At 44.5% G+C, this 15,572-nt stretch carries 17 protein-coding genes; 9 read left to right on the top strand and 8 right to left on the bottom strand.

Annotated features, from left to right (window positions below; genetic code table 11):
* Nucleotides 1-19: 19 nt before the first annotated feature.
* From B3S93_RS00830 to B3S93_RS00820, 3 genes are read right to left on the bottom strand one after another with little or no spacing between them, the layout of a single operon-like run.
* On the bottom strand, nt 20-367 hold the full coding sequence (locus B3S93_RS00830) for a HopJ type III effector protein (RefSeq protein WP_292401206.1): 348 nt from the start codon (nt 365-367) through the stop codon (nt 20-22).
* Between the two features lie 15 nt (nt 368-382).
* Nucleotides 383-1,048: a nitroreductase gene (locus tag B3S93_RS00825; protein WP_292401205.1), complete on the bottom strand. Its 666-nt coding sequence runs from the start codon at nt 1,046-1,048 to the stop codon at nt 383-385.
* Complete coding sequence (locus B3S93_RS00820; RefSeq protein WP_292356477.1) at nt 1,038-1,427, bottom strand: YbaN family protein; 390 nt, start codon at nt 1,425-1,427, stop codon at nt 1,038-1,040. Before B3S93_RS00820 ends, B3S93_RS00825 begins: the two co-directional genes overlap by 11 nt.
* Nucleotides 1,428-1,751: 324 nt before the next feature.
* Between B3S93_RS00820 and B3S93_RS00815 the strand changes: the two genes are divergently transcribed.
* The 9 genes from B3S93_RS00815 (at nt 1,752) to gnd (ending at nt 10,669) form a co-directional block, all read left to right on the top strand.
* A complete protein-coding gene (locus tag B3S93_RS00815) occupies nt 1,752-4,907 on the top strand; it encodes an HD domain-containing phosphohydrolase (protein ID WP_292401202.1) in 3,156 nt (1,051 codons plus the stop codon).
* A 51-nt stretch (nt 4,908-4,958) separates the two neighbouring features.
* Nucleotides 4,959-5,867, top strand: a complete 909-nt coding sequence (gene ylqF / locus B3S93_RS00810) for a ribosome biogenesis GTPase YlqF (protein ID WP_292401199.1) — start codon at nt 4,959-4,961, stop codon at nt 5,865-5,867.
* A gap of 82 nt (nt 5,868-5,949) precedes the next feature.
* Nucleotides 5,950-6,465, top strand: coding sequence for a Slp family lipoprotein (locus tag B3S93_RS00805; RefSeq protein WP_292356471.1), 516 nt, complete (start codon nt 5,950-5,952; stop codon nt 6,463-6,465).
* A gap of 108 nt (nt 6,466-6,573) precedes the next feature.
* Nucleotides 6,574-6,759 carry a hypothetical protein gene (locus B3S93_RS00800; protein ID WP_292401196.1) on the top strand — a complete coding sequence of 62 codons (186 nt, stop codon included), beginning with the start codon at nt 6,574-6,576 and terminating at the stop codon, nt 6,757-6,759.
* Nucleotides 6,760-6,761: 2 nt separating this feature from the next.
* Nucleotides 6,762-7,028 (top strand): hypothetical protein, encoded by a 267-nt coding sequence (locus B3S93_RS00795; RefSeq protein ID WP_292356467.1) that lies wholly within the window; start codon nt 6,762-6,764, stop codon nt 7,026-7,028.
* Nucleotides 7,029-7,059: 31 nt separating this feature from the next.
* Nucleotides 7,060-7,278, top strand: a complete 219-nt coding sequence (locus tag B3S93_RS00790) for a hypothetical protein (protein ID WP_292401194.1) — start codon at nt 7,060-7,062, stop codon at nt 7,276-7,278.
* Between the two features lie 218 nt (nt 7,279-7,496).
* Complete coding sequence (locus B3S93_RS00785) at nt 7,497-8,204, top strand: peptidase (protein ID WP_292401191.1); 708 nt, start codon at nt 7,497-7,499, stop codon at nt 8,202-8,204.
* A gap of 45 nt (nt 8,205-8,249) precedes the next feature.
* Nucleotides 8,250-9,206: a hypothetical protein gene (locus B3S93_RS00780; protein ID WP_292356462.1), complete on the top strand. Its 957-nt coding sequence runs from the start codon at nt 8,250-8,252 to the stop codon at nt 9,204-9,206.
* Nucleotides 9,203-10,669 (top strand): decarboxylating NADP(+)-dependent phosphogluconate dehydrogenase, encoded by a 1,467-nt coding sequence (gnd, locus tag B3S93_RS00775; RefSeq protein WP_292356461.1) that lies wholly within the window; start codon nt 9,203-9,205, stop codon nt 10,667-10,669. Before B3S93_RS00780 ends, gnd begins: the two co-directional genes overlap by 4 nt.
* Before the next feature lie 58 nt (nt 10,670-10,727).
* Here gnd and B3S93_RS00770 read toward each other — a convergent pair whose 3' ends face one another.
* From B3S93_RS00770 to guaB, 5 genes are all read right to left on the bottom strand, one after another.
* Complete coding sequence (locus B3S93_RS00770; protein ID WP_292401189.1) at nt 10,728-11,594, bottom strand: SdiA-regulated domain-containing protein; 867 nt, start codon at nt 11,592-11,594, stop codon at nt 10,728-10,730.
* A 125-nt stretch (nt 11,595-11,719) separates the two neighbouring features.
* The gene (locus tag B3S93_RS00765) at nt 11,720-12,151 is read right to left on the bottom strand and encodes a DUF6524 family protein (RefSeq protein ID WP_292401187.1); all 432 of its coding nucleotides are present in this window, start codon (nt 12,149-12,151) and stop codon (nt 11,720-11,722) included.
* Nucleotides 12,152-12,177: 26 nt separating this feature from the next.
* Nucleotides 12,178-12,453, bottom strand: coding sequence for an acylphosphatase (locus B3S93_RS00760; RefSeq protein ID WP_292401185.1), 276 nt, complete (start codon nt 12,451-12,453; stop codon nt 12,178-12,180).
* Nucleotides 12,444-14,021 (bottom strand): glutamine-hydrolyzing GMP synthase, encoded by a 1,578-nt coding sequence (gene guaA / locus B3S93_RS00755; RefSeq protein ID WP_292401182.1) that lies wholly within the window; start codon nt 14,019-14,021, stop codon nt 12,444-12,446. Before guaA ends, B3S93_RS00760 begins: the two co-directional genes overlap by 10 nt.
* Before the next feature lie 64 nt (nt 14,022-14,085).
* Nucleotides 14,086-15,549 carry an IMP dehydrogenase gene (guaB, locus tag B3S93_RS00750; protein ID WP_292356453.1) on the bottom strand — a complete coding sequence of 488 codons (1,464 nt, stop codon included), beginning with the start codon at nt 15,547-15,549 and terminating at the stop codon, nt 14,086-14,088.
* Between the last annotated feature and the right edge of the window lie 23 nt (nt 15,550-15,572).

Raw genomic sequence — 15,572 nt, 5'->3', positions numbered from 1 at the left:
ATTTTTTTATGAAAGGCTATCAGTGCAGAGGCGTTAACGCTTCACCGTTGAAACTGACACGATCCCAGCCATAACGCAGAAAGTTACGGATATTCTGATGGTCTTCACCTTTGGGATTCAGCAAAACATCGCTTCGGTAATAACGCCCAAAACAGGCTAAGGTCTGTGACTCTCCCAATTCATGCAAAATACCAAAAAACAGAATTTTGCATGATCCATTATTCTCTCCAACATCATTATGCAGCTCACCGTTATGAAATGCGGTGGGGGTGAACTGATAATTGGTATCAATCACCGCAATGGTATCTTCGAAATCAATTGCGGACGGATTATCAGTCAACGTGCTGAGAAAGGTCGCTAAATCCATAGTAAAACTCCAAAATTAATAAAAAAAGCGGGTAAATTCGGCCACTGGTTCACGAGCAGTGCGGTATTTATTAACCGCAGCATGAGTATCTTCATAACCTATTGCCATACCGCACACCAGAATAGTGTCGGCAGGATACTCCAGAATTTTTTTAACATTTTCAGGGTATTCCGCTAGAGCCGCCTGCGGACAGGTGGCCAGACCTTTATTCTGCGCGACCAGCATCAGATTCTGTATAAACATACCCAAATCCAGAAAGGATCCGGTCTGCATCTCTGCATCCATAAAAAACAGCATCATCACTGGTGCGTCAAACGCCCGATAATTGGCTTCCCATTGTTTCCGTTGGGCGTGTTTGTCTTTGCGGTCAATCTGCAAACTCTGATAAAGCTGTAAACCACAGGCACGGCGACGATCTATATACGGCGACTGCCAGGTTTCGGGGTAATAAGAATAGTCTGGCCTGGACGCATGACCTTCTCTGAAAGCGTGAATCAGACTCTCCGAGAGTTGTTGTTTGGTGTTGCCGGTCACGACTGCTACCTGCCAGGGCTGGGTATTGGCGCCTGAAGGTGCATGACGGGCGATATCGAGTATTTCATGAATAAGTTTATCGTTAACCGTTTTATCCAGAAATGCCCTGGTGCAGTGACGTTGTTTAATTACTTCATCAATCTTCATATTTGGGCTCTGCTTCTTTTAATCTCAGCACAAACCCTATCATTACCGCCGCTAGGCCCAATAGCATCAATTGCAATTCAATATGTCCCCATAACAACGTGATTGAAAAGCCAAAGGCGATGACCAGCATAACAAGTGCCTGGATTTTGGTACGGCGCCGTACTGTTTTGGTTTGATCCCATTGTCTTAATGGGGCCCCTATCCAGCGGTTATTCAGCAACATGGCGTGAAACCGTGGTGAAGTCTCGGCAAAACAGCCCAAGGCGAGAATCATAAACGGCGTAGTTGGCATTACGGGCAAAAATGCGCCAATTATTCCTAAAATGACGCATAACCAGCCAAAGCTGAAAATTAAAAAATGTTTGATTCTTTTTCTCATATTGAAAAAAAAGTTGCCTGAATGTCAGAGTTTATTACCAGGTTTTGTTTATTTTTCAGCATCACTACTGCTGGAGGCCCATATCGTCCAACAAGGCAGCTGTTAAAGATAAACAGTCCCAAAGGGTTGGCATTCGCGACAGCTAAAATGTTTAATGTCATTATCAAACCGTGATTATACGTGCTGGCAACTAATGCTGAGGTTTCAATTGCCATAAAAGTCGAAAAACCAAAGCTTGTTCTAAGAAAGCATCACTCAGTTGTGACAAGCTTGGGCTATTAATTATCTGCTAGATAAAGATCTACATCGCCAAAGAGGGTCAGCATGCAACAGCAAAATAAAACATTTCAGCTACCAATACGCACCGCAGTAGTTGCAGGGTTAATGCTTTCCAGCTTGCTGGTCGCTGTAGTCATCATTGCATTGCAATATTACTTCAATAAGAACCTGGCAGAGAAAACACTGCATTCTCGTTATCAGCAAACAAAGGCCAGTGTGAATGAGTATCTGGAATCCATTGATAATCGTGCCACGAATGAAATAAATGAACTAAAACAGTTACCCAGATTACTCGAAAATCCACAGATCAATGGTGAAGTCGGTCAGTTGTTGGTTGCCGTTATGCAACGTAATCCGTTATTTCAATCGGTTTATCTTGGTCAACAAAATGGTGAGGTAGAACAACTCATCAACTTACAGGCCACGCCAGCCCTGCGCCAGCATTTGCGTGCAGAGGAGGCAGATCGTTGGCTGTTAATCAAAATTTTCAATGAAGATGGTCAGCAACATCGACGCCTTGAATATTATGATCGTAATTTTACCCTTCGTCATGCCTGGCAGCATCAAAGTGATTTTGATATCACTACCCATTCCTGGTTTTCAGAGGCTACCGTCGATGAAGTGAGCAAAACTCAATCCTATCTGCTCGCCGAAATGCATTCTCCAGCACAAACCTACTCAGTCAAATTGCCAGACAGTGATGCCGTTTTATCGATCACCGTAGAATTGACAGGATTGTCTACTTTGCTGGAAAACCGTCATCGAGACAATGAAACGGAAATATTTTTCTATCCACAAACCGGTGGAGTTATTGCCTCAAACCAACCTGCAGAACAGATAACCTCATTGCCAGAAGCGCCAAGACTGGAACTGACCAACGAGCAACTGGCAATCATTGAAGAAAACCCGATAGTACGGGTGAGTAGTGAGAAAGACTGGCCGCCATTAAATTTTTCCAGTAACGGTGTTCCCATGGGGTATGCCGTAGATGTGCTGAATTACATTTCACGGATGAGCGGGTTGGAAATGCAGTTTATTACTGGAGACAATTGGCAACAGTTGGCCACACAGTTTGTTGATGGTGAGCTGGAAATCATGCAGCCGGTTTTTTACAGTGAGTTTCGTAACTTTATGGGTGAAATGACCATTCCGTTTGTCGATGTTCCTTACGGCATTATCACCTCTTCCGAGTCGCCTGTTACACAAATTACAGAGCTGAACGGTAAAACGGTTGCCATCCCTGAGGGCTGGTCCTTAACAGGCAGGTTGCAAGCTGAGTTTCCAGATATCAACATTATTGAAGTGGAAACGACTCGTGAAGTTTTTGAAGCCGTTATCAGCGGGGAGGCTGATGCCGGAATGGATACGGCAATTACGTTGCAATATATCACCGCCCAGGAATATACCGATGAAATAACGGTGCATCAGGGGGTAGATTTCTCGCCAGCAGAATTGCCAACCGGGCTACATTTTATGGTGAATCGACAAAATGCGGGGCTTACTGAAGTCCTTAACCGGGCACTGGAAAATTTATCGGATAGTCATCATCAGGCCTTAGTTGATAAATGGTTTAATTCCATAGATACCGACGGTAACCCCCAGGGATTTCGTCTGGAGCGCTTTAAAAATGATGCGCTACAGGTTTCCGATAAGCTTCAATCGATAAGACTTAATGAGCAGGATTATTATGTCTATCATCAGGCTATAGCCATCAATGATGTTGAACCCCAGTACCTCACCATCATGTCACCGCAGAATACTGTGATGAGTCAGGTGTGGAGCAAAACTCAAAATGCCATGCTGGTTGCCGGCTTGATGTTGTTATTCCTCTTGCCGTTCAGTTGGTGGTTTGCCTCGCTAATATTATCTGCCGTGAAAAAACTTCAGCTAAATATTGAGCATATTCAACAGCGTCAATTTTCTGCGGTAGACGTTCCATCTCATCACTTATTGGAATTCAGTGCGTTAAGCGAAAAATTACTTGAACTGTCACAGACAAGTCGAGCTTATCAACAAGCACAACAGCAATGGACCGATTCGTTGATTGCATCAGTAGCCCATGCGATTGATGCAAAATCATCTTATCCAACACATCATTGTGTGCTGGTACCCGAGTTGTCGATGTTATTGGCAAACGAAGCGGATAAATCAAACGAGCAGATTTTTAAATATTTCAAGTTGGATGATGAAGACAAGCAGCGGGAATTCCGTTTGGCAGCCTGGTTACATAGCTTTGGAAAAATCACCACGCCGGAATATCTGGTTGATAAACGTACCAAACTGGAAATGCTCTATAACCGGATTCATGAGATCCGTATGCGCTTTGAGGTGTTATGGCGTGATGCCGAAATAGAGTTCTGGCAACAAACCCTGCAACGGCCCGAAAATCGTGCAATGAATGAAGAAGCTTTAAAGGTAAAGCAACTGCAGCTAAAAGATGATTTTGCTTTTATTGCTCAATGCAATATTGGTACAGAATTTATGGATCAGAATACCAATGAACGATTGAAACGACTGGCAAAAATCACTTGGGAACGACATTTTGATGATCAATTAGGGCTATCTCCCGTTGAGCTGGATCAGCAGACTGATGCGACAACGACTCTTCCGGTCACTGAACAGTTGCTGGCAGATAAAGCGGAACATATTATTCCTCGCAATCAGAAAGCAGCTGAGGATGCCCGGGCAGGGGAGAATCTCAACCAACCGGAATACGGTTTTAATCATGGTGAACTGTACAACCTGACCATTGAATCCGGCACCCTGACTAAGGAAGAGCGTTTCAGAATCAATGAACACATTCTGACCACTATCAAAATGCTTGAATCCCTGCCGTATCCTGATGAGCTTTCAAATATCCCACGTTATGCAACAACTCATTTGGAAACAATGAATGGTACTGGCTATCCGCGGGGGCTCACTGCTGACGATTTATCGGTGCCTGAACGCATCATTATGCTGGCCAATGTTTTTGAAGCCCTGACGGCAGCAGATCGCCCGTATAAAAAAGCCAAAACCTTGAGCGTGGCAATTTTCATTTTGCATCAGCTGGTTGAGCAGGAGTTGATGGATAGGGATGTGTTTGAATTATTCCTCACCAGTGGGGTTTACAAACACTACGCTGAAAAGTTTATGGCACCAGAACAAATTGATGAAGTTGATATCAACAAGTTTCTGCGAGAAGAAGAACGTTATATTTAGCTTAGGCGGTATAATGGATTAACCAATTCTGGTGTTTGTAGTGAGTTTTTAATGGCGATTCAGTGGTTTCCCGGACATATGCATAAAGCCGGGCTGGAGATGAAAAAAATCCTGCCGCAGATGGATTTGATTATCGAAGTGCTGGATGCCCGACTTCCGTACAGCAGTTCCAATCCCATGCTGGCGGCTATTCGAGGTGATAAGCCCTGCCTTAAGGTGCTGAACAAGGCCGATCTGGCTGATCCGCAACTGACTGAAATCTGGCAACAATATCTTGAGCAGGAGCAGGGAATCAGAACACTGGTTCTGTCTGCCAATGAGACAACGCGTGGCAAAGAATTAATTGCGATGTGCCAAAAACTGGTACCGCATAAAGCCAGCAGTGTGAAAAAAATTCAGGCACTGATAATGGGTATTCCCAATGTTGGTAAATCGACATTGATAAATGCACTGGCTGGGCGACAGATTGCCAAAACGGGTAATGAACCTGCTGTGACCAAGGTTCAGCAACGCATTATCGTTGATGATGTGGTGGTATTACATGATACGCCGGGAGTGTTATGGCCCAATCTGGAAAATCATGACAGTGGGTATCGTTTGGCCATTACCCATGCCATTAAAGAAACTGCTTTTGAGAATCATGATATTGCCTTATACGCCGTCAAGTATCTTATGCAGCAATATCCTCAAGCTTTGTTCAGTCGATTTCATGTCGATGACATCACTGACCATGAACAAACGATGTTGGAAAAAATGGCCCAGAAGCGTGGTTGTATTAAAGCCGGTGGTGTGGCCGATATTGAGCGGATCAGTAAAATTCTGCTGACTGAATTACGCAATGGTCAGCTTGGCAGGCTGACGCTGGAAACACCCGAGATGACTGAACGTGAGTGGTTGCAGGTAATACAGAGACGTGAAGAAAAAGCGGCCAAAAAAGCTGCACGTAAAAATAAGCGATGATCCTCTTCAACAGAATAAATTTATTTCTGTAACATCTGTGATCTGAAACTGTCTGTTGAGTAACGGTTGTGGAGAATTTGTTATGCGAATCTTAACGGTATTACTAATGTTTTTGCTGGCTGGCTGTGCGGCGACACAACCCTCGATATACGCAAAATCTCATAATGACATCCCTTATGAAGAGGTGCTGCAGAATTTTGAATCCTATGAGCAGCAAACAGTACGCTGGGGTGGAATGATTGCTCATGTAGCGAATTATGAGAATTTTTCTGAATTGACCATCGTGCAGTTTCCATTGACGCGGTATGGCGTTCCCATCTCAACCGAAAAAAGTGCTGGCCGGTTTATTGTTCGCAGTGAAAGTTTTCTCGATCCAATGATTTATTCCCCAGAGAAACTGGCTACTTTTATCGGTACCGTTAACTCACTACAACTGCAAAAAGTCGATCAAAAAATGTTATCGCTACCGTTGATTACACTCGAGGAAAGTCACGTGTGGCCACAAAAAGATCCTGAGTCCTCACGGCCCTATAATCCAAAGCATGATGCGCCATTTTTAGGCTATGGCTATTATGGAACAGGCTCCTACTCTCCATAAAAACGACTACTCGCACCATTTTATTAATCTAAATAATAATTATTTGCATTTAGATTAATCAGTCCTTATACTGCGTTTAACCTTATCAATATTGCTGAGGTATACGAGATGCAGTCATCAAAAAATTATTTTCCGAAACAAAAAGCAATACATGTGGCGTTTAGTCCTGATCGACTAGAAGCATTAATCAGTCAGGGCAAACTACATGCCGCTGACTTTAACTGTCTGGATAAAAAATCCAAACGAACAGTGTGGAGCATGCTGCTGGCAGCGGCAGCTCACAGATTGAGTTAATCATGAATGTAAACAGAGCAGAGAGAGCAGAAACCTGGTGCGAAGCTGTCATTTTAGCCGCCAATGAACAATTGGAATTGATGTACCGCCAACACGCTTCAGCATGTATTGCGTTACAGATTTCAAGAAATTATCGGTTATTACTAACCCATAACGAGCACCCTTTAAAGAAACAGCACTGGCGAGCCTTATCGCAGCGCTGGTTACTCAGTTATCAACTTCATCGAGGCCAACAGCGTGGATTACCCGATATGTTGGAAAGTCTCTGAATCTTCAAATTTAAAATAAGGATCTTTAATCATGGCTTCAAATACCTGCCAGCCGGAAAACGTCTTTTCTTCCAGTACCTGTGATATCCAGTTTTGCCCTGATTGTCAGATGGTGCACGTCAATATGGGGGCTATCACCATTCGCATGACGGAGCAGCATTTTGCGACTTATGCGATTGATATCAGCAAAGCATTGTTTCATATGCGCCAACGTGAAATACATCAGGCCGATATGCGGGTAATGATGTAATACACCTTTCACACGATTATTCTTGATCAACACCAAATCTGACGAAGGGGCTGTTTATCTTTCCGACCCTAAAGTTCTTTCGTTAAAATGCTGGTGGTCAGTGAAAAAAGGGAGCTCTGCTCCCTTTTTTTGTCTGAAATTTATGGCAAGATAAAATTCTGCTGCTGTTTTCAGCTATGCTTGTAGCTGCACTGAAAAAATTATTTGGGACTAGGTAAATGCTGAAAGGGATAAAAGTCACAGCGATTGTGATCATTTCTGTGCTGATGCTTATTTGGCTGACCTGTACTTTGCTGCTGAACCATGCACGAGATCTCAAGCTGGACCAATACAAACTGACCAATCCCTGGTTGCTTGAACATTATCAACGGACGGATGTGCCGGTAGAACATGGATGGCGTCTGGCTGAACAGCTGTTTATGGAAATCGATTCACAACTTTATGTGAATGCCGAACCTAAACTGCTTCATAACCGTCCATTGTTAGGTGGAATTTTACTGGAGGATCTTATTGTTCTGGCAACAGATGACAATCTGATTCTGTTTGATACCGAAGGCGGGTATATCGGCACACTTGGCGCTGCAGAACTTATACCGGCTGAGATCCAGAATATTGGTTTACATCACGGTCTTCCGGTGCTGCAAACCCGAAGTGGGATGTGGCAAGGGAATTCGATTCTGGATGATTGGCAATTGATATCGTTGCAGGGAGTTTCATGGAGCGAATCCATCCCTATCCCGGAATCCACTAAAAATGAACTTAGACAGCAACTTGAAGCTCATAACATCAAGCTGACAACACTACTTGAAGGAATCTGTAACGGGCGTTTTTTTGGTGAACAGGGGCGTTGGCTGATTGATGCATTATTACTGTTGATAATGGTTCTTGCATTACGCGGCATGTTTGGATTAACAGACAAGTCATAATGGCGCGGTTATGCCACTATAAAATTTATTTCGGGAGGTAGGTTTTTGAGACAGACAGGGTTTCCGTTTCTGCCCAAAGACTTCATTGAAACTGAAGATGGATTGATATTTGCCGTCGTCAGCTATCACTCACATGATCAGAAAGTGGGCTGCTTTTTACGTTATGTGCAGGATCAACATGGTTGGCATAAAGTGGATACTGAACAGGCTAACCGTTTATTGGAACGCCATCATCCAGAGTTTTTATTTTATTCCAGCCAGTTTGATGCAGCCTTTCATGCGGTTCCGGTGAACAGCATTATTCATCATCACCGTCCCGAGCAACGATTGCAGCAATTACTTAAACAACCAGCTGAAGATCCGCTGCAGCATAAACTACATAAATTGATAGCCATTTTGCAGCAATATTCAGTGGATATTGATGCCATGGGGCTCACTGGATCAATGCTGATTAATCAGCAAAAAGCGACATCCGATATTGATCTGGTCATATACGGACGTGAGGCATTTCATCAATGTCGCTCTGCCGTTAAAAAAGCAATTGCAGATAATCTGCTGCAGAAGCTGGATATAACTCAAATGCAGGAAAACTATCAGCGGCGGGATAGTGAGCTGGATTTTGATACGTTTAGCTGGCATGAATACCGGAAATGCAATAAAGCGATGATTGATGGCAGTAAATTCGATATAGGAATGGTCTGTCTATCAGATGAGCTTGATATCGAACATCGGCATTTCCTCAAACAAGGCATTAAAACCATCCAATGTCGGGTGACCGATGACAGTCGTGCATTTGATTTCCCTGCACGATACCGAGTGGATAATGCACTGACTCCTGAAATTATTTCCTTTACCCATACCTATGTTGGACAAGTGGAAAAAGGAGAATTCATTGAGGTTTGCGGTGCATTGGAATGTGATGCTTCCGGAACCTGCCGAATTGTGGTCGGTTCTACACGAGAAGCCCGAGGCGAATATATAAAGGTGATTGAACAAAAATGAGTGAACTTATTCAAAATACAAAAGCAGATATAGGCGTAGTAGGTTTAGCCGTGATGGGACAGAACCTGGTGCTCAACATGAATGACAAAGGCTTTAAGGTAGCGGTTTATAACCGGACCACCTCCAAAGTCGATGAGTTTCTGGAGGGGCCAGCAAAAGATACCAATATTATCGGTTGCCATGATCTGAAAAAATTTGTCGAAAGCCTTCAAATGCCTCGTCGGGTCATGTTGATGGTGAAAGCGGGTCCCGTGGTTGATTCTTTTATTGAGCAACTGGTTACCTATCTGGATAAAGGTGACATCATTATTGATGGCGGTAACTCACTGTTTAATGACAGTGACAGACGTACCCATGAACTGCATAAAAAAGGCATTCTGTTTGTCGGCAGCGGTGTTTCAGGTGGTGAGGAAGGCGCACGTTTCGGACCTTCTCTAATGCCTGGTGGTAATAATGCCGCATGGCCTGCGATTAAACCCATTTTTCAGGCCATTGCTGCACAGGTTGATGGGGAAGCCTGCTGTGACTGGGTCGGTAATGACGGCGCTGGCCATTATGTAAAAATGGTGCATAACGGCATTGAGTACGGTGATATGCAACTGATTTGTGAAGCGTATCAAATGATGCGCGAAGGCCTGGGCATGTCCGGTGATGAAATTCAGCAGGTATTTGCTGAATGGAACGAAGGGGTTTTGGACTCCTATCTGATCGAGATTACCCGCGATATCCTGGCGGTGAAAGAACCTGATGGCAGTTTGCTGATTGATCATATTCTGGATACTGCCGGTCAAAAAGGAACGGGTAAATGGACTGGTATCAATGCACTGGAGTTAGGCATTCCATTAACGCTGATTGGAGAGGCCGTATTTTCCCGCTGTTTATCTGCTCTGAAAGATGAACGGGTGACGGCCTCTAGTGTTTTGCCTGCAGAAGCAGGTGAATTTTCCGGCGATAAAGCTGAAATGGTTAACGCAATTCGTGATGCCTTATATGCTTCAAAAATTATTTCCTACGCCCAAGGTTACATGCTAATGCGTGAAGCAGCCAAAACCTATGGCTGGGAGCTCAATTATGGTGGTATTGCGTTGATGTGGAGAGGCGGCTGTATTATTCGCAGTCGCTTCCTGGGCAATATTCGCGATGCTTTTGAGCGGAATCCCCAACTGGGAAATCTGTTACTGGATGATTTCTTCATTGATGCTATTACTGAGGCCTTACCGGGTTGGCGTAAAGCCGTAGGCTGTGCCATCAGTCTTGGGGTTCCGGTACCTGCATTCAGCAGTGCATTATCTTTCTATGATGGTTATCGCAGTGAACGCTTACCTGCCAATTTATTGCAGGCCCAGCGGGATTATTTTGGTGCCCACACCTATGAACGGCTGGATAAGCCTCGCGGTGAATATTTCCATACCAACTGGACCGGCAGAGGCGGTAATGTTTCAGCATCAACCTATGAAGCGTAAATCAAGGTAAATGAAACACTGAAGAGGGCGGGAAACCGCCCTTTTTAATGTCCAAAATTTACAATGGTGTCGTTCTTCTCAGCACCATAAACTGGTTAGGTTCGCCAACAACATAGATATTACCCTCAGCATCGGTTGTAACCCCTTCAGGCTGGCTCATTTTAGGCCAAAGACGATAAGGACCACTGCCTAATCTGATTCGTGATATTTCCTCTCCCGACAAATCAATTACGTGCAGGCTGTGTGAGTCATCACTTAAAACCAGTAATCTTTCTTCCGGGCCCTGCAACAAGGTAAGACCCGAGAAGTCATCGACCTCCAGACGCAGGTTTTTCATTACATCAAACTGCTTGGTCTGCTCATCATTTTCCAATGCAAAATGCATTATCCGGGCCGGGATCTCTTGCACAAAAAACACGCCGTGTCGCGGTGAAAAGGCAATCCCCTCAATGCCTTTATTATTTTTTTCAGGGGGAAGCAGGGCAAGGGTTTTGACATCAGAATAGTGAACTTCTTTCGTTGTCTCGAGTATGTCAACAAAGCTAATGGTCTGCTGCCGCTCTTCGCTGATAATAAATCGATTGCCTTCTACATAATCAATACTTTCAGTATCAGAAAAACCTATTAAATCAATTTTTCTCAGCAATTGACCATTTTTACTGATGACAACGATCTGCTCAGGATTATTAATAATGCCATAAAGATTTCCAGAATCAGGATGATAGGTTATGCCGGATAAGTTATCTTCTATACCATCAATCATCAGCGTTTTACTGAGCAGATAGTGATTAAGATCCCAGACTTCACTGGTTTTAGTTGTGGCAGAACTCACGGTGCTGAACCAGAGGCAGCCACTTAAAATCGTGCTGAGCAGTAATACAATAAGTAGTAATCTCGATCGGGTTTTATCCGAGAAAAGAGCCATGCGTTTATCCTTCAACTTGGTTACTCTACCAATGCCAGACATTGATATGACTTAAAGAAGAACGATAATCCTCGAGGCTTAATTCAAACTGAAAATTAGTGTTGGATCAGAAAAATTTTTATGGCTTACTCATCGACATCATCCATATCGGCTTGACCTGATAAGCGACGCCGTATGTGCGACCATGACATTCCCACTGCGAGCACAGTAGCGATAAGAAATAAAATGATATAGGTAAAAGCGGCATGATGACGGAATTCCAGAATACCTAAATCAAATAACCACCAGATAATAATGGCAAAAAAGGCAAACGCGAGGATAAGACCAAATCCACCTAATGAGCGGAATGTTGCTCTGAGATAAACCGTCCAGCCAATCAGGATAATAACGGTGGCCATGGCAAATGGTGGGGTAATATTCATACCAGCGTTACCAAACAGAGCGTCATTGGCCCAATGATAATAGCTATAACCACTCGGGTTATAACTGATAAATACCAGCAAAACGGCAAACAACAAACGTAATAAAAAGCCTTTACTATTAAAACGTTGTGCCATGACCGTCTCCTTAAATATTTATTGGACTAACGAATCTCAAACTGGCTAAATTCGCCAGTAGCGGTTAGTTTTTCCAGGCTGATATCAGTGACCTGTGCAAAATTCGGTCCTTGCCAGGCCCATTCGAGTAATTGTTCCAGTTGAGCGGGTTCACCTTCTGCGACCATCTCAACCTGCCCACCGCGCAGATTTCGCACCCAGCCTGTTACGCCTATTTTCTGCGCTGAAATTTGCGCTGACATACGATAGCTGACACCTTGCACGCGACCTTCAATTACAAAGTGATACCGCTTTATTCCCATTCTATAGTAGCAGGTGGTTTACCAGAGATATCGTAGACTACTCGTGATATACCATTGATTTCATTAATAATCCGACGTGACACCAGATCCAGAAACTCATAAGGCAGGTGTGCCCAGCGAGCGGTCATAAAATCAATGGTTTCGACTGCACGCAATGCAACTACATAGTCATAGCGACGACCATCACCCATTACACCAACTGATTTAACGGGTAAAAATACTGCAAACGCCTGGCTGGTTTTATCATACAAATCATGCGCGCGTAGTTCTTCGATAAAGATGTTATCGGCTTTACGCAATAAGTCGGCATATTCTTTTCTGACTTCACCCAGAATACGTACGCCAAGGCCTGGGCCAGGGAATGGGTGGCGATAGACCATATCGCTTGGCAAGCCTAATTCAACGCCCAGTTTACGCACTTCATCTTTAAACAATTCGCGTAAAGGCTCAATTAATTTGAGTTTCATGTGCTCCGGTAAGCCGCCGACATTGTGATGTGTTTTAATCACATGGGCTTTACCGGTTTTAGAGGCAGCAGATTCGATTACATCAGGATATATAGTGCCTTGAGCAAGCCATTGCACATTTGTCAGTTTGGAAGCTTCTTCATCAAATACTTCAACAAACTCACGGCCAATGATTTTACGTTTGGCTTCCGGATCATTTTCACCTGCCAGAGCAGACAAGAAACGATCTTCTGCATCAACACGAATCACGCGAATACCCATGTGTTTGGCAAACATCGCCATCACCTGGTCGCCTTCGTTTTCACGCAACAGGCCATTATTTACAAACACACAAATCAGCTGATCGCCAATTGCACGGTGCAGTAAAGCTGCCACTACCGAGGAATCAACACCACCAGATAAACCCAGCAATACTTCATCTTTGCCCACTTGCTGGCGGATGGTTTCAATGCTGTCTTCAATAATATTGGCGGAGGTCCATAAAGTTTCACAGCCACAGATTTCGCTGATAAAACGCGAAATCATCCGTTGCCCCTGAGTTGTGTGGGTGACTTCAGGATGGAACTGGACACCGTAGAACTGTCGTTCTTCATCTGCCATACCTGCAATGGGTGCACTGTCCGTGCTGGCAATAACTTTAAATCCATCAGGCAACTGGCTGACCCGATCACCATGACTCATCCATACATCCAACATGCCAAAGCCTTCTGGGGTTGTATGGTCTTCAATATCTTTTAAAAACGCAGAATGGCCATGAGCACGAATTTTAGCGTAGCCAAATTCCCGGTGAGATGACGATTCGACCTTGCCCCCAAGTTGTGTGGCCATGGTTTGCATGCCGTAGCAGATACCCAGCACGGGCACATTCATTTCAAATACACAGTGTGGTGCAGCTGGTGCAGACTCACCAATCGTTGAATCAGGGCCACCGGAAAGAATGATACCTTTTGGAGCAAATTCACGAATTTCCGCTTCGCTGATATCCGGGTTGCGTAACTCACAATACACACCGGCTTCGCGTACTCGGCGGGCAATAAGTTGGGTATATTGTGACCCGAAATCAAGGATTAGAATGCGGTGGTCGTGAATATGGCTGCTCATGAATCTCTCTTACAGTCAGATAAAAAATACCGGCTTCCGGGGAGAAGCCGGCATTATTCAAAAATTAATTAACCCGGTAATTCGGTGCTTCTTTGGTAATAGTTACGTCATGGACATGGCTTTCATTCATACCAGCAGAAGTCACACGAACAAACTCAGGTTTGGTCCGCATTTCTTCAATAGTACGGCTACCGGTATAGCCCATGGAAGCCCGAACACCGCCCATCAACTGATGGATAACCGGACTCAGATTCCCTTTGAAGGGCACTCGACCTTCAATGCCTTCCGGAACAAGTTTGTCAGGTTCACTAGACTCTTGGAAGTAACGATCACTGGATCCTTGCTTCTGTTGCATGGCACCCATGGATCCCATACCGCGATACGATTTATAAGCACGACCTTGGAATAATTCCACTTCGCCAGGAGCTTCTTCTGTACCGGCAAACATTCCACCAATCATAATGGCATGGGCGCCGGCTACAATGGCTTTGGCAATATCACCCGAATAGCGTACGCCACCATCAGCAATTAAGGGTATACCGGTTCCAGCCAGTGCTGCCGCGACATTACTGATAGCGCTGATTTGTGGTACACCTACACCGGCGACGATACGTGTGGTACAGATAGAGCCGGGACCGATACCGACTTTTACCGCATCTGCACCGGCTTCAACTAAAGCTTTGGCTGCAGCAGCAGTCGCGATATTACCGCCGATGACTTGAACTTGAGGATAGTGTTTTTTGACCCAACGCACCTGATCCAAAACGCCTTGAGAGTGGCCGTGTGCCGTATCAACAACAATCACATCCACTCCAGCAGCTACCAGAGCATCCACGCGCGCTTCACTCTCGGAACCAATTCCTACCGCAGCACCAACCCGTAAACGCTCCTGTGCATCTTTTGATGCCAGTGGGTTATCCGTTTGTTTTTGAATATCTTTTACTGTGATCATGCCCTGCAAGTGGAAGTTATCATCGACAACCAGGACTTTTTCAATGCGGTTGGTATGCAATAAATGCAGCACCTCTTCACGGGTGGCATTTTCGCCTACAGTGACCAATTTATCTTTGCCGGTCATGATCGATGAGACTGGACTATCAAAATGTTTTTCAAATCGTAAATCACGGCTGGTCACGATGCCCACCAAATCATCGCCATCGACAACCGGGACGCCGGAGATATTATGAGCACGAGTAAGTTCAACGACAGCACCAATAGAGGTATTAGGACTAACGGTAATGGGATCCCGTACCACACCGCTTTCAAATTTTTTCACTTTGCGAACTTCATCTGCCTGTTGTTCGATGGTCATATTTTTATGCAAAATACCCAGACCACCTTCCTGTGCCATAGTGATCGCCAACCGGCTTTCAGTGACGGTGTCCATGGCAGAAGAAAGCAGTGGAATATTAATGGTGATATCACGTGTCAATTGAGTTGACAAACTGACATCACGCGGCAGAACATTTGAATAGGCGGGGAGTAATAAAACGTCATCAAATGTCAGGGCTTCTTGCGCAATTCTCATGAGGCGGGTTCCCGAATTTACTG

The sequence above is a fragment of the Methylophaga sp. UBA3613 genome (assembly GCF_002375415.1).
Taxonomy (GTDB): Bacteria; Pseudomonadota; Gammaproteobacteria; order Nitrosococcales; family Methylophagaceae; genus Methylophaga.
The sequence above is the reverse complement of the archived record's forward strand: the minus strand, read 5'-3'. Positions and strand labels throughout refer to the sequence as shown.

Excerpts from the sequence above, each read along its gene's own strand:
- B3S93_RS00795 (WP_292356467.1), top strand. The coding sequence starts at position 6,762 with ATGAATGTAAACAGAGCAGAGAGAGCAGAAACCTGGTGCGAAGCTGTC.
- B3S93_RS00820 (WP_292356477.1), bottom strand. The coding sequence starts at position 1,427 with ATGAGAAAAAGAATCAAACATTTTTTAATTTTCAGCTTTGGCTGGTTA.
- gnd (WP_292356461.1), top strand. The coding sequence starts at position 9,203 with ATGAGTGAACTTATTCAAAATACAAAAGCAGATATAGGCGTAGTAGGT.
- B3S93_RS00785 (WP_292401191.1), top strand. The coding sequence starts at position 7,497 with ATGCTGAAAGGGATAAAAGTCACAGCGATTGTGATCATTTCTGTGCTG.
- B3S93_RS00830 (WP_292401206.1), bottom strand. The coding sequence starts at position 367 with ATGGATTTAGCGACCTTTCTCAGCACGTTGACTGATAATCCGTCCGCA.
- B3S93_RS00815 (WP_292401202.1), top strand. The coding sequence starts at position 1,752 with ATGCAACAGCAAAATAAAACATTTCAGCTACCAATACGCACCGCAGTA.
- B3S93_RS00825 (WP_292401205.1), bottom strand. The coding sequence starts at position 1,048 with ATGAAGATTGATGAAGTAATTAAACAACGTCACTGCACCAGGGCATTT.
- B3S93_RS00800 (WP_292401196.1), top strand. The coding sequence starts at position 6,574 with ATGCAGTCATCAAAAAATTATTTTCCGAAACAAAAAGCAATACATGTG.
- B3S93_RS00760 (WP_292401185.1), bottom strand. The coding sequence starts at position 12,453 with ATGGGAATAAAGCGGTATCACTTTGTAATTGAAGGTCGCGTGCAAGGT.
- B3S93_RS00770 (WP_292401189.1), bottom strand. The coding sequence starts at position 11,594 with ATGGCTCTTTTCTCGGATAAAACCCGATCGAGATTACTACTTATTGTA.
- B3S93_RS00790 (WP_292401194.1), top strand. The coding sequence starts at position 7,060 with ATGGCTTCAAATACCTGCCAGCCGGAAAACGTCTTTTCTTCCAGTACC.
- ylqF (WP_292401199.1), top strand. The coding sequence starts at position 4,959 with ATGGCGATTCAGTGGTTTCCCGGACATATGCATAAAGCCGGGCTGGAG.
- guaA (WP_292401182.1), bottom strand. The coding sequence starts at position 14,021 with ATGAGCAGCCATATTCACGACCACCGCATTCTAATCCTTGATTTCGGG.
- B3S93_RS00805 (WP_292356471.1), top strand. The coding sequence starts at position 5,950 with ATGCGAATCTTAACGGTATTACTAATGTTTTTGCTGGCTGGCTGTGCG.
- B3S93_RS00765 (WP_292401187.1), bottom strand. The coding sequence starts at position 12,151 with ATGGCACAACGTTTTAATAGTAAAGGCTTTTTATTACGTTTGTTGTTT.
- guaB (WP_292356453.1), bottom strand. The coding sequence starts at position 15,549 with ATGAGAATTGCGCAAGAAGCCCTGACATTTGATGACGTTTTATTACTC.